We start from the raw sequence: 13,103 nt of genomic DNA, 5'->3' as shown, positions 1-13,103 counted from the left end.
GCTACACGGCAACGCGCACGCGGATGAGGTTCGCCCAGGGGTCCTCGAAGCTGAGTGACGCGCCATCGTCGCGCGTCTGCACGCTGTAGTGCGACATCCGTTCGCCAAGTGCGCCGAGGTCGTCGCTCGACGGCACGAGAATGTCGACGCGACCGAGTCCGAGCGCCGGAGCGCGACGGCCCGCACCGGCACTATTCCAGGTGTTCATGGCCATGTGATGGTGGTACCCGCCCGCGCTGACGAACAGCGCGGACCCGCCCATCGATGCCGTCGTGTCGAAGCCGAGCTTGTCGACATAGAACGCTTTTGCGGATGCCGTGTCCCCGACCGACAGGTGCACGTGGCCGACGACCGCACCGCCGATCACCGGATCCGCGATGGCCTCCTCGGTGAGATGTTCGTTCAAGAAGCCGTTCGGGTCGAGGTAGAGGGTGCTCATCTCGATCTGGCCGTGGGTCCAGCTCCACTGCGTGCGGGTGCGGTCCCAGTACAGTTCGACCCCGTTGTTCTCCGGGTCGGTGAAGTAGAACGCCTGGCTGACCAGGTGGTCTGCGCTACCCGTGAAGGTACCGGGCTCTTTCGTGGCGACCGAATAGACCGCCGCGGCAAGTGCCGTCTGGGTCTCGAACAGGATCGCCGTGTGGAACAGCCCTGCGCTCCGCGGCGCTGAAGCGCGCAATTCAGGCGCGTACTGCAGGATCACGACGGGGGTCGTTCCCCTACCGAGAACGGCGGTGTCCGCATCCTGGCTGAGCAGCTGTAGTGTGACGGCGTCGCGATAGTACGCGACCATCCGATCGAGGTTGCCGACCTTGAGCAATACGGCGCCCATTGCGGTATCTGCCGCAAGGCGGTCTGCTGACAGGTTGGTGGCTGCGGCGCTGGCGGGCGGACGGATGCTGCCGGTAGCGGATTCACTCATGCCGGATGCAACGTGCATGCGTCTGCATCTATTTCCGTGCCCCCGCGTCTGAGGTCAGTCTCTCGAGAAGTTCACGATATCGTGCGGCCGTCTGCTCGACGATGTCGGCGGGCAATTCCGGCGGTGTAGCGTCGGTCCCTGAGCTTGTCGAAGGGTCCCAGTGGGCCGATAGCCAGTTGCGCACGATCTGCTTGTCGAAGCTGGCCATGCGCTGTGCAGGCGAAGCACCGGATGCGTATGCGCGCGCATCCCAGTAGCGACTCGAGTCGCTCGTGAGCACTTCGTCCGCAAGGGTCAGCTCGCCGGTGATCGGGTCGGCACCGAACTCGAACTTGGTGTCAGCGAGAATCACGCCTCGTGCTTCGGCGATCGCCGAGGCACGAGCGTAGACCTCGAGCGAGCGGTCGCGAAGCTGCGCGGCGGCATCCGCTCCGACGAGGTCGACGGTTCGATCGAAGGAGATGTTCTCGTCGTGCTGACCCATCGGCGCTTTCCAGGCGGGAGTGTAAATGGGTGCGGGCAGCTTGTCACCGTTGCCCAATCCTGCGGGCAGTTGCACACCGCACACACTCTGCGTTCGCTGATACTCGGCCCAACCGCTGCCCGCGAGATAGCCGCGCACCACACACTCGATCGGATACATCGCGAGCGGCTTGACGAGCATTGCTCGGCCGGCAACGGCATCCGGAATCTGGTCGACGACGCGCCCGTCGCGCAGGGTGTGGTCGGGAATCAGATGGTTCGGGATGCCCGTCAGCTGGTCGAACCACCACAGGGAGAGCGTGGTCAGCAACTCGCCCTTGCCGGGGATGCCCGGTTGCAAGACGTGATCGAACGCACTCACCCGGTCGCTTGCGACCACGAGCAGCGCCGGTGCGCTCTCGACGATGGATGCCGCCCCGGGGTCGGACACGTTGGGATCGTGGCTGTCAGGAACGTACAGATCGCGCACCTTGCCGGAATAGACGCGGGTCCAGCCGTCGAGAGTGGGAGAAGTCACGGTCCCATGCTAGAGCGTGCGTTTCCACGCTCATGCGGCAGAATTGTTGCAACGAACAACGAACAACGAACGAACGGGCGGGCACGTGAGCGACCAGACAAACTGGGCCGGAAACTACCGATATCAGGCTGAGCAGATTCTGCACCCGGCATCCATTGCCGAGCTTCAGGATGCCGTGGCCGGCGCCGCGTCGATTCGCGCGTTGGGCACGCGGCATTCGTTCAACGACCTTCCCGACACCACGGGCGCCCTGGTAAGCGTCGACCGGCTGCCGCAGGAGGTTGCAATCGACGTGGAGAAGCGCACTGTCACGGTGCCGGCCGCGATGCGGTACGGCGATGTCGGCATCCGCCTGCACGAGCAGGGCTGGGGGCTGGGAAACCTGGCGTCGCTCCCCCACATCTGTGTTGCCGGAGCGATCGCGACCGGCACCCACGGGTCGGGCAATCGCAACGGCAACCTGTCGTCGGCGGTAGCCGCGATCGAATTCGTCGACGGCACCGGCGAACTCGTCACACTGCGGCGAGGCGACCCCGACTTCGGTGGAGCGGTCGTCGCAGTCGGCGCGCTCGGCGTGACGACGGCGGTGACCCTGGACATCCGACCGACATTCCAGCTCAGCCAACGGGTGTATACCGACCTCCGTTGGGATCGAGTGCTCACCGACTTCGATGCGATCACAGACAACGCGTACAGCGTCAGCCTGTTCACGAATTGGCAGGGAGAAACGGTCTCGCAGGTCTGGGTCAAGAGCGCGATCGGGGCCCACACGGCGGCTGATTCCGGTGCGGGCTCAGCGGTCGCATCCGCATCGGCATCCCCGGCGGATGACGAATTCTTCGGCGCGCGAGCCGCGACTGTGCCGCTGCACATGCTGCCCGGCATGTCACCCGACAATTGCACGCAGCAGCTGGGTGTCGCAGGGCCGTGGCACGAGCGGCTGCCGCACTTCAAGCTGGCGTTCACGCCGAGCAACGGCGAGGAGATCCAAAGTGAGTACCTGATGGACCGGCGGCACGCCGCAGCAGCGGCCGAGGCGCTTCGACCGCTCGGCGAGCTGCTTGCGCCGGTGCTGCAGGTCACAGAGATCCGAACGATGGCGGCGGATGATTTGTGGCTCAGCCCGGCGTTCGGCGCAGACACGGTCGCATTTCACTTCACCTGGCTACGCGATCAGGCCGGCGTCGAGGCCGTACTTCCTGCGATCGAGGCGGCGCTGGCGCCGTTCGCGGCGCGCCCGCACTGGGGTAAGGCGTTCATCGACGTGAACCGTGTCGTGTCGTCGTTGTATCCGCGGATGGCGGACTTCCGCCGACTCGCACAGCGTCACGACCCGCGCGGTGTGTTCCGCAACGAGTTTCTCGAGCGGCACGTATTCGGTTAGTCGGGAACTTTTGCTGCTGTGGCGCTGGCCACGGCGGAATTGCCGGCGGCCGTCGCAGCGCCGGCCTGCGCTGTTTTGCTCGCCGACGATGCCGCATTACTCGCTGACGGTGATGTGGTGCTCGCTGACGATGCTGCGTTGCTCGCCGCCGGTGCGCTCGCAGCGGTCTGCACCGCGGCTGCCGGTTGTGTGTCACCGGGGCCGAGAATGACCTCGGTAACGCGCGAGACGAGCTGCCGGAAGATGTCCTGCTTGTAACCGACGATGAATGCGACCACGAAGAGGATCGCGGTGCCCGAGATCGATACGTCGATCGTGCCGGATTTGGTTGAGCCGACCGTTCCGAGAAAGAAGACGACGATAAGGGCGCCGATGGTGCCGAAGGCGGCACCCATCGGCAAGCGGACGAGGTACCAGGCGTTCCAGGTGCGGGATGTCGCTGATGCCGGTTGCAGGCCGAAACTGCGCCAATGATCGGTAACTCCGGCGATCGCCGTGCACACGCCGCCGAGAGCGCCGCCCCACGGCACGCTGACTGGCAACACTCCCGCGATCGGGCTCGAGATTGCGCCGCGCACGCCCCACCAGTCCGCCATGTAGGCGACAGCCAGCAGCCCGAGCACGCAGAACTCGCCGAGCAGAAAGATCAACATTGAACTCGGGCGAATCCGTGACACCCAGTCCGCGGGCGAATCGATGACCTTGACCGCGGCCGTATGCGCGATTGCGCCGGTCGCCGCCGCAGTCTCAGATTTTGCGCCCACCGGCGCCCCTACTTTGCCCAGTGACGTACTTGTCGCACTCATGGCATCTCCAGCCGTTGTGCAGAAACCGTTGTGCAGAAATCTAATACCAGAATTCACTCGCCGCTATGGCGAATTTCCCTGTCGTTCGTGCGGGCTATTCAGAACAGAGAGCGTCGGCCTCTCGTTCAGCAGCCGCGGGTTGAAGCCGGCCGCGCGCTTGTACTGGTCGGCAATTTCGGTGAGCTCGTCGAGCGAGATCACGTCGAGAATGTCCGTGAAGCCGTCGGGCGCGCGCTCGTAGGCCATCTGCATGACCCTTTCCGGGCCGAGCGAGCGGTTGCTCAGAGTGAGCGATGCGGTGCTCGGCCGTCGCAGCCGCTCGTATTCGGCCAGCGCGTCGTCGATCGAACCGGCGGTGGCCAGCTGATATGCGATCGTTCGAGCGTCGATGATGGCCTGGGATGCGCCGTTCGAGCCGATCGGGTACATCGGGTGGGCAGCGTCGCCCAGCAGTGTCTGCCGGTCGAAAGTCCAGCGCTCGACCGGGTCGCGGTCGACCATCGGATATTCGAGCAGCTCGTCGGCGGAGTCGATGAGAGCCGGGATGTCGATCCAGTCGAACCGCCAGTCTGCGAACATGTCGGCGATGCGCTGCTTGTCGACTGATCGCATCCAGTCGTTTACCCCGGACTCGCCGCCGACGCGTTTTTCTGCGATGAAGTTGATGAGCGCAAGCCCGTCGTCGCCGGGTTCGGAGAGCGGGTACGCCACGAATTTCTGGCGTCCGTCGCCGGCCATGAACATGGTGCGGCCGTCGAGGTACGGCCGCACCCGGGCGGTGCCGCGCCATAGCGTCAGCCCGTTCCACACCGGAGCTCCCTGGTGGGGGTAGCGTTGCTCGCGGATCGCGCTGTGGATGCCGTCGGCCGCGATCACCACGTCGGCGCCTTCGGTGCGCTCACCGCCATCCCGTGAGCTGATCTGCACGAACTGGCGTCCCGAGTGGGCAGTCGTGGCAGTGGCGGCGCAGTCCAGCACGATCGCGCCGGGAAGTCGTGCATCGACCGCATCCGCCAGCAGCAGCTGCAGCCGACCGCGGTGAACGGAGTACTGCGGCCACGCGTACCCCGCGGCAATCCCGCGTGGCTCCGACCAGATCGACTGCCCGAAACAGTTGACATAGCTCAGCGTGCTGGTCGGGACTCCGAGTTCGGCTAGCGCGCCTCCCAAGCCGAGTTCTGTGAGCTCTCGGACGGCATGCGGCAGGAGGTTGATTCCGACGCCGAGTGGGCGCAGCTCGCCGACCGCCTCGTAGATCGTGACGTCCGTGATGCCGGCCGCGTGCAGCGACAGAGCAGTGGCAAGCCCGCCGATCCCGGCACCGATGACGATGACTTTCATCGCCGGCCTTTCGTGATCGGGACGGACCTCATGAGTCAGCTCTTCTGGCGGCTGCGAGCCTGGCTGCGGAGTCGAGGATCAGCTCGATGCCCATGCGGAAGATGTCCTCATCGCGAAGGTCGCGCAGATCGGCCGCGACGGCGGCGATGTGTTCGTGCTTCAGGGGGTCGACGAGCAGTGGGCCTTCAAACCACGAGTCCTCCGTCGAATCCGGCGAACTCGCCCGTCCGCGCGCAATACCCGCCGCCTCCGAGAGCACATATGACGCGAAGAGGGCGTAGTGACTCACCAAGTCGCCACCTTCGAGACCCGCCTCCGTGAACGCGGCGAGAATGAACTCGATCGTCGCTGTCTCGGCAGGACCATTCGTCGTGAGCACTGTCGCCTCGACGGCGATCGCAGGATGTGCCACGAACGTCGCGAGGGTGGCATGCGCTAGGTCGCGCAGGCGCGTTCGCCACGAGGCATTGTCCCGCAGTCGTATCAATGCAGTGGCTTGCAACTCGTCGAGCAGGGCGCGCATCAGGTCGTCCTTACTCTGAAAGTGCCGATAGACGGCGGTCGGGTCCACCCCGAGCTCCGTGCCAAGGGCGCGTACTGAGATGGTCGCTACGCCCGGCCGCGACGCAATCTCGAGGCCCGCTTCCACGATCGTGGCGTGGTCCAGGCGCTTCGAGCTCTGGGCCCGCGGTGATGTTCGTCCGTTCACGCTTTCACCATACCGGATTGAAAACAGTGTTGTCATCGCTGTTGACATTGGTGATGATTCTCGCCTAGCATCGCGAACAACCATTCGTCGATGAAGGGATCCGCACCGTGGCAGCAGCAGACGTGATCGTGACAGGGGCCAGGTTGTTCACCGGCAGCGGGCAGCCGTTGAGCGGAAAGGCGATGGTAATCGCCGATGGCCGAATCGTCGCCCTAGTCACCGAGGACGCCATCGGCAGCTATCGCGGACCATTGACCCGAATCGTGGACGTCGAGGGGTGCCTGGTTGCGCCGGGATTCCAGGACGCGCACATCCACCCGGTCGGCGGTGGTGTCGAACTCATGCAGTGCTCGCTCACCGAGGCGGAAGACGCGGCTGACGCGCTCGCCAGGCTTGACGCATATGCGACCGAGAACTCGGAGGGCTGGATCCTTGGCGGCGGATGGTCGATGGATCACTTCCCCGGGGGTGCGCCCGGTCGCCGACTGCTCGATGACGTCGTCGGAGATCGACCGGTTCTGCTGAGCAGTCGCGACCACCACAGCGTCTGGGCCAGCAGCGCGGCGATCCGAGCAGCCGGCATCGATGCAGCAACGCCCGATCCGGTTGACGGCCGCATCGAACGCGAGGTCGACGGGTTCCCGGCCGGCACATTCCACGAGGGGGCAGCGGACCTGTTCACTGAAGTGAGACCGGCCGTTGACGACGACCTCGCATACGAGGGGCTGCTTCGAGCTCAAGAGGAGTTGCTGAAACTCGGGATCACAGGTTGGCAGGACGCAATGGTCGGGGAGGGTTTCGCCGGAATGCCCGGCAACCTGCAGGCCTACCGTCGCGCTCTCGCTGAGAACACTCTGGTTGCGCATGTCGTCGGCGCCCAATGGTGGGTACGAGACGCGGGCGCGGAGCAGATCGTCGGCATGATCGATCGGCGGGCCGAATTCGCAGCGATCGACAGCGACCGCCTTCGACTGGGGACTGTGAAGATCATGGTCGACGGTGTTGCCGAGAACTTCACCGCAGCGATGAAGAACCCCTACCTCGACGGCCACGGACATGAGACGGAGAACTCGGGGCTGTCGTTCATCGACCCGCAGCGTCTGACTGAGTACGTGACCGAATTGGATCGCGAAGGATTCCAGGTGCACTTCCACGCACTCGGCGACCGCGCAGTACAAGAGGCGCTCGATGCAATCGAGGCAGCACGAGCAGCTAACGGCGCATCCGACGGCCGCCACCACCTGGCACATCTGCAGGTGGTTGCCGAGGACGACGCCGCACGCTTCGCGCCGCTGGGTGCTGTTGCCAATCTGCAGGCACTCTGGGCTTGCCACGAGGCCCAACTCGACGAGCTCACGCTGCCCTTCTTGCAGCCCGAACTCGAGGCGCGCCAGTATCCGTTCGGCGATCTGCAGCGCCAAGGTGTGCGGCTCGCCGCCGGAAGCGACTGGCCGGTCTCGAGCGCCGACCCGATCGCGGCGATCCACATCGCCGTCAATCGCGTGAGCCCAGGCAGGCACGACGCCCCTCTTGGTGGTGAGAGCCAGCGGATCGACATCGAGACAGCATTTGCCGCGTACACCTCCGGTTCAGCGTACGTGAACCATCGCGAGGCCGACACGGGCTCTATCGCACCCGGGTATCGAGCCGATTTCGTCGTGATCGAACCGGATCCATTCAGCGTGCCCGCTGCAGACATCTACAAGAGTGTCGTCGTTTCGACCTGGGTCGACGGCGCACCCGTCTACGTCCGCAATTAATCAGATTCGTTCACGATAGGAGTTTGCAATGCCCAGTACCCGAACAGGCCTACGTCGTCGCACGCGTGCTGCCGCCGCGACTGCATTTACGCTCGCTGCGGCCATCGCGCTGGCCGGCTGCTCGCCCTCCAGCCCGACTTCGGACTCAGGCAATAACGCGCCGTCGTACAAGCTGACGGCACAGACACCGAAGCCATCCGGTGACATCGACTCGTTTACCTGGGTTTCGTATGCCGAGCCATTTTCGCTCGACTACGTGTACGCGTTCGACTACTCGGACAACCAGGTGCTCTCGAATGTTTGCGAGTCCATGTTGCGCCTCAACCCCGATTTCAGCATCTCACCGGGACTTGCCGAATCGTACTCCAACCCGACGCCGCTGACCTGGGTGTATGAAATGCGGCCGGGAGTCACATTCCACGATGGCACCCCAATGACCGCGGCGGATGCCGTCGCGTCGATGCGTCGAAACATTGATCCGGCGGTCGGCTCGTCGTGGTTCTCCACCTATCAGAATGTCAAGTCGATCGATCAGACCGGTCCGATGGAGGTTACAGTCACTCTGACGAAACCGGACTCGCAGTTCAATCTCGGAATCAGCGGTTCCGCCGGTGTCGTCGAGTCGGCGCACACTCTCGCCGAGAAGGGCAAGAACTACGGCAACTCGACCGGCCTGGTCAACTGCACCGGCCCGTTCGAACTCACAGCGTGGAAGGCCGGCGAATCCGTCACCCTCACGCGCTACGACAACTACTGGGACACGGCACTGCGCGCCAAGGCCAAACAGGTCACGATTCTGTTCATGACCGACCCGAACGCCCGCGTCAACGCGCTGACCTCCGGCCAGGTCGACGGCGGCTGGATGGTGCCGTCGGAGGCCATCAACAAACTGCAGGCCTCCAAGACCGGCAACTTGTACTTCGGTCTGAACACCGCGGTCAACAGCCTCGTGGTCGGCAACCTTAATGGCGTGCTCGGCAACGTCGAGGTGCGCAAAGCGCTGCTGATGGCCTTGGACCGCCAGGGGATGGTCGACGCTGCAGCGAAAGGATTCGGTGAGGTGACCAATGCGCTGACCACGGAGTCCGTCTGGGGTGAGGCGACGGCCGCAACGCGCAAAGCGGCCTTCAGCGATCTCACCGACTACAAGTACGACGTCGCCGCGGCGAAGAAACTCGTCGAGAAGGCGGGCGCCACCGGAAAGACGATCGTGATCCGCACGGCACCGATGGGAAACGACTTCGCCATCGTCGCACAGGGAACTGCGGCCGCCGCAAAGTCGATCGGCCTCAAGGCGACGATCCAGACAATGACGCCCGACGCGTACACGACGCTGTTCTCGGACCCCAGCGCTCGCAAGGGGGTCGACCTGTTCTACACCTCGTGGTACCTGTCCACTCCGGACCCGTTGGAGATGTACGGTGTGCTGCAGACCGGCCAGTTCAGCAACTATGGAAACTGGTCGGACCCGCAGTTCGATAAGCTGGTGAACACGGCCGTTGGCACCGCCGACCCGGAACCGCGCGCGCAGATCTCCGTCAAGTTGCAGAAGATCGCGAATCAGCAGCTGCCCTGGCTGCCGCTGTTCCAAGGTCCGATGACCGTGTATCTCGGCAAGCACATCACGGGTGTCGCGCCATCGGTTGCGATGCTCTACTACCCATGGGCAGCGACCATTGGTGCGCGGTAGAGCGATCTTCCGGCGCGTCGCTGGCAAGCTCGGATCCCTCCTGCTGACGCTGTTCCTCGCCTCGCTGCTGGTCTTCTTCTCGCGTTTCCTGGTACCGGGGAGCCCCGTGAGCTTCCTGTTGCGCGGCAGGAAGCCATCGCCTGAGGCGCAGGCAGCGGTGACCGCGCAGTTCGGGCTGAACCTGCCGCCCTGGGAACAGTATGTTCACTGGGTCGGCGGAATGTTCCACGGTGACTTCGGTACCTCCCTGCAGTATCGGCAGTCGGTCGCCGCCGTAATCGGCGACCGACTGCCGGTGACTATCGGGTTAGTCGTCATCTCCGGCCTGATGATCATCGTCTTCGGCTTAGTCGCCGGGGTGGTCGCGGCACTCTACCGCGGCCGCCTCGGCGACCGGGCGATCCTCACCGTACTCACCGTGTTCGGCGCCATCCCTTCATTCGTGGGCTCGATCGTGCTCATTGCGATCTTCGCTGTGCAACTCGGCTGGTTTCCATCGTTCGGATCCGGCACGGGACTGCTCGACATGCTCTATCACTTGTTCTTGCCATCTGTAGCGATGGCCATTGTCTTCGTTGTGCTGGTGGCAAAGGTCACGCGCATGGCAATGGTCGAGCAACTGGGCCGTGAGCACGTCGAGGTCGCGACCAGTCGCGGGCTTGGGCGCTTCACCGTGATCCGCCGACACGTGTTCCGCAACGCGATCGGGCCGATCGTCACGGTCAGCGGCATGCTCATAGCCGGCCTGTTGGTCGCCACGACGATCGTGGAGTCGGCGTTCGGCATATCGGGCATCGGCTCGCTGCTGGTGCAATCGGTCAACCGGCTCGACTTTCCAGTCGTTCAGGCGATCGTGCTTCTGGTCGTCACCTCGTTCATCGTCGTCAACGCAATTGTGGATCTGCTCGAGCCGGTCATCGACCCTCGCGCCGCAGCAGGAGAGGGGGGACGATGAGCGCGCCAACACCGACGCTTGCCGTCAAGGTACTGAAGTCGACGCGTCGCAGACGGCCCAGGGCGAGCTGGACGATCAGCATCGTCGTTCTGGTCGCGGTGACGCTCGCGGCTGTGTTCGCACCGTATGTGGCCCCGTACGATCCCGATCACATCGACTTTCTGGCGATCTATTCAAATCCGAGCTGGGCGCACTGGCTCGGCACCGATTCACTCGGCCGCGACACCCTGAGTCGCATGATCTACGGAGCGCGTACCGCATTGCTCGGCCCGCTTCTCGTGGTTGTCGCCTCGACGCTGCTCGGCATCCTGCTCGGCCTGGTCGCCGGGTGGCGAGGCGGCTGGATCGATGCGGTGCTCGGCCGGGTGTTCGACGTGCTGTTCGCGTTCCCGTCTCTGCTGATCGCGATCATGGCGGTAGCACTGTTCGGCAAAGGACTGGTCGCCCCCGTGATCGCGATGAGCATCGCGTACGCCCCGTTCGTCGCGCGACTCACCCGATCACTGGTGGCGACCGAACGCGCCCGTCCGTATGTGTCGGCGTATCGAGTGCAAGGATTCGCCGGCGGGTGGATCGCGCTGCGCCGCGTTCTGCCGAATGTCGCGCCGGTCGTCGGTGCAGAGTCCACACTCAACTTCGGATACGTGCTCGCCGAACTGGCAGGCCTCTCGTTCCTCGGCCTCGGAGTGCAAGCGCCGACAGCCGACTGGGGTGCCATGATCAACGAAGCTCAGGCAGGCATCGCCGGCGGCTACTTCCTCCCGGCGATTGTGCCGGCCATCGCCGTTGTGATCGTCGTGGTCGCGGTGAACGTGATCGGGGAAGAGCTGTCCGACCGGATCGGTGGGGGAATGCCCGCATGACGCTCATGGAAATCTCGGGGCTCACACTCGAGCTGGCGAGCGGTAAGCGGTTGCTGCACGGCATCGATCTTTCGATTGCCGATGGCACGACAGTCGGCCTCGTCGGTGAATCCGGCTCGGGCAAGTCGCTGACGGCGCGGGCGGTGCTCGGCCTGTTCCCCGACCGATCGACACAAACGGGAATCGTGAACCTCAACGGCACCGATGTGTTGAAGGCGAACAAGAAGCAGCTGCAGTCGCTACGACGATCGACCGTCGCGATGATCTTCCAAGATCCGCGCGCCGGGATCAATCCGATGCGCACGATCGGAGACCACCTGACCGAGGAACTGCGCATCGGCGAGGGGTGGCCGGCGGCGAAAGCGACCCAGCGCGCCATCGAGTTGCTCACCGCCGTGCACCTTCCGCGACCGGAAGACCACCTGCGACAGTACCCGCACGAACTCTCCGGCGGGATGCTGCAGCGGGTCATGATCGCGGGCGCGCTCGCCGGGTCGCCTCAACTGCTCGTCTGCGACGAGCCGACCACCGCACTGGATGTCACGACGCAGGCCCAGATTCTCGATGTGCTCGCCGAGCAACAGCAGGAGCGCTCGATGGGCATGCTGTTCATCACTCACGACCTCAATCTCGCGGCGTCGCTGTGCGAACGCGTCTATGTGATGCGCGACGGACTGGTCGAGGAGCACGGCACCGCGAGCCACGTGTTCCGCAATCCGGCGACCGCATACACGCGGCGCCTGATCAGTGCCACCCCGACGATCGAGGTCACTGGCAATGAACCGCACGAATCCGCGGGCGCCGAACGGCCGGCTGTTCTCGAAGCGCGCGGCCTCGCCAAAACCTACCAGTTGCGCTCCCGTGAAGCGGTGCGCGCCGTCGTCGGGGCAACGCTCAGCATTCCGGCCGGTGAAGCTCTCGGCGTGGTCGGCGAGTCTGGCTCAGGCAAGTCGACACTCGCACGCATGATCGTCGGCCTCGAGCAACCCGACGCCGGAACGATCCTGATCGACGGGCGGGAACAGGACGGACGCGCACGCTCCCGCGCTGCCAGACTCGAACACGCGCGACACGTGCAGATGGTCTTCCAAGACCCTTATCTGTCACTCGACCCGCGCATCACCGCCGGCAGGGCCGTCGAGGATGCCGTACGTCTGCACCATCCGGAGGTCGGCACTCGCGATGCTCGCGCTCAGGTGCTGACGCTGCTCGACCAGGTCGGGTTGGCCCAGGCCCACGCACAGGCGCTTCCGCGCACCCTCTCCGGAGGGCAGCGGCAACGTGTCGCGATTGCCCGTGCGCTCGCGATCGAGCCCAGGATCCTGGTGATGGATGAGGCGACAAGCGCGCTGGACGTCTCCGTTCAGGCGCAGGTGCTCGAAGTGGTCTCCGACATCAGAGCCAAACGCGGCTTGACGGTGCTGTTCATCAGCCACAATCTGGCGGTGGTGCGCACCGTGTGCGAACGCACGCTCGTCATGCGCGCCGGTGAGATCGTCGAGAGCGGGCGCACGACTGACCTGCTCTGTGCGCCGCAACACGAATACACACGACTCCTCATCGATTCTGTTCCGCGCGCGATGGCCGCCGGCTGAGCGTCGACCAACCGGCCGCCGGGCCGCCCGGCCGGCTGGCCGCTGCCGCTGTCCGCATCCGAATTCATCACGAAAGGC

11 protein-coding genes are annotated in these 13,103 nt (G+C 64.7%); 6 read left to right on the top strand and 5 right to left on the bottom strand.

What is annotated here, in order from left to right; genetic code table 11:
• Window position 1: 1 nt before the first annotated feature.
• Together QU604_RS20045 and QU604_RS20040 are read right to left on the bottom strand one after the other, a co-directional pair.
• Window positions 2–832: a VOC family protein gene (locus QU604_RS20045; protein WP_308468988.1), complete on the bottom strand. Its 831-nt coding sequence runs from the start codon at window positions 830–832 to the stop codon at window positions 2–4.
• A 118-nt stretch (window positions 833–950) separates the two neighbouring features.
• On the bottom strand, window positions 951–1,922 hold the full coding sequence (locus tag QU604_RS20040; protein ID WP_308466360.1) for a phosphoribosylaminoimidazolesuccinocarboxamide synthase: 972 nt from the start codon (window positions 1,920–1,922) through the stop codon (window positions 951–953).
• Between the two features lie 85 nt (window positions 1,923–2,007).
• Between QU604_RS20040 and QU604_RS20035 the strand changes: the two genes are divergently transcribed.
• Window positions 2,008–3,306, top strand: a complete 1,299-nt coding sequence (locus QU604_RS20035; protein WP_308466359.1) for an FAD-binding protein — start codon at window positions 2,008–2,010, stop codon at window positions 3,304–3,306.
• Here the strand turns inward: QU604_RS20035 and QU604_RS20030 are convergent.
• The 3 genes from QU604_RS20030 to QU604_RS20020 form a co-directional block, all read right to left on the bottom strand.
• A complete protein-coding gene (locus QU604_RS20030) occupies window positions 3,303–4,112 on the bottom strand; it encodes a hypothetical protein (protein WP_308466358.1) in 810 nt (269 codons plus the stop codon). The genes QU604_RS20035 and QU604_RS20030 overlap by 4 nt on opposite strands.
• Before the next feature lie 63 nt (window positions 4,113–4,175).
• Window positions 4,176–5,453, bottom strand: coding sequence for a flavin-dependent oxidoreductase (locus QU604_RS20025; protein ID WP_308466357.1), 1,278 nt, complete (start codon window positions 5,451–5,453; stop codon window positions 4,176–4,178).
• A 28-nt stretch (window positions 5,454–5,481) separates the two neighbouring features.
• The gene (locus QU604_RS20020) at window positions 5,482–6,162 is read right to left on the bottom strand and encodes a TetR/AcrR family transcriptional regulator (protein WP_308466356.1); all 681 of its coding nucleotides are present in this window, start codon (window positions 6,160–6,162) and stop codon (window positions 5,482–5,484) included.
• Between the two features lie 107 nt (window positions 6,163–6,269).
• On the opposite strand from QU604_RS20020, the gene QU604_RS20015 reads away from it, so the two are divergent.
• The 5 genes from QU604_RS20015 to QU604_RS19995 are packed head-to-tail and all read left to right on the top strand — an operon-like array spanning window position 6,270 to window position 13,025.
• On the top strand, window positions 6,270–7,922 hold the full coding sequence (locus QU604_RS20015) for an amidohydrolase (protein ID WP_308466355.1): 1,653 nt from the start codon (window positions 6,270–6,272) through the stop codon (window positions 7,920–7,922).
• 28 nt (window positions 7,923–7,950) lie between these two features.
• A complete protein-coding gene (locus tag QU604_RS20010; RefSeq protein ID WP_308466354.1) occupies window positions 7,951–9,612 on the top strand; it encodes an ABC transporter substrate-binding protein in 1,662 nt (553 codons plus the stop codon).
• On the top strand, window positions 9,602–10,567 hold the full coding sequence (locus QU604_RS20005; protein WP_308466353.1) for an ABC transporter permease: 966 nt from the start codon (window positions 9,602–9,604) through the stop codon (window positions 10,565–10,567). Before QU604_RS20010 ends, QU604_RS20005 begins: the two co-directional genes overlap by 11 nt.
• Complete coding sequence (locus QU604_RS20000) at window positions 10,564–11,430, top strand: ABC transporter permease (RefSeq protein ID WP_308466352.1); 867 nt, start codon at window positions 10,564–10,566, stop codon at window positions 11,428–11,430. Before QU604_RS20005 ends, QU604_RS20000 begins: the two co-directional genes overlap by 4 nt.
• On the top strand, window positions 11,427–13,025 hold the full coding sequence (locus tag QU604_RS19995; RefSeq protein ID WP_308466351.1) for a dipeptide ABC transporter ATP-binding protein: 1,599 nt from the start codon (window positions 11,427–11,429) through the stop codon (window positions 13,023–13,025). The genes QU604_RS20000 and QU604_RS19995 overlap by 4 nt, the downstream gene beginning before the upstream one ends.
• Window positions 13,026–13,103: the final 78 nt, after the last annotated feature.

The sequence above is a fragment of the Rathayibacter sp. SW19 genome, assembly GCF_030866825.1.
Classification (GTDB): domain Bacteria; phylum Actinomycetota; class Actinomycetes; order Actinomycetales; family Microbacteriaceae; genus Rathayibacter_A; species Rathayibacter_A soli.
The sequence above is the reverse complement of the archived record's forward strand: the minus strand, read 5'-3'. Positions and strand labels throughout refer to the sequence as shown.

What these genes read in the sequence shown, in the direction of transcription:
- QU604_RS20045 (WP_308468988.1), bottom strand. Translation starts at nt 832, where the DNA reads ATGGGCGCCGTATTGCTCAAGGTCGGCAACCTCGATCGGATGGTCGCG.
- QU604_RS20030 (WP_308466358.1), bottom strand. Translation starts at nt 4,112, where the DNA reads ATGAGTGCGACAAGTACGTCACTGGGCAAAGTAGGGGCGCCGGTGGGC.
- QU604_RS20025 (WP_308466357.1), bottom strand. Translation starts at nt 5,453, where the DNA reads ATGAAAGTCATCGTCATCGGTGCCGGGATCGGCGGGCTTGCCACTGCT.
- QU604_RS20010 (WP_308466354.1), top strand. Translation starts at nt 7,951, where the DNA reads ATGCCCAGTACCCGAACAGGCCTACGTCGTCGCACGCGTGCTGCCGCC.
- QU604_RS20000 (WP_308466352.1), top strand. Translation starts at nt 10,564, where the DNA reads ATGAGCGCGCCAACACCGACGCTTGCCGTCAAGGTACTGAAGTCGACG.
- QU604_RS19995 (WP_308466351.1), top strand. Translation starts at nt 11,427, where the DNA reads ATGACGCTCATGGAAATCTCGGGGCTCACACTCGAGCTGGCGAGCGGT.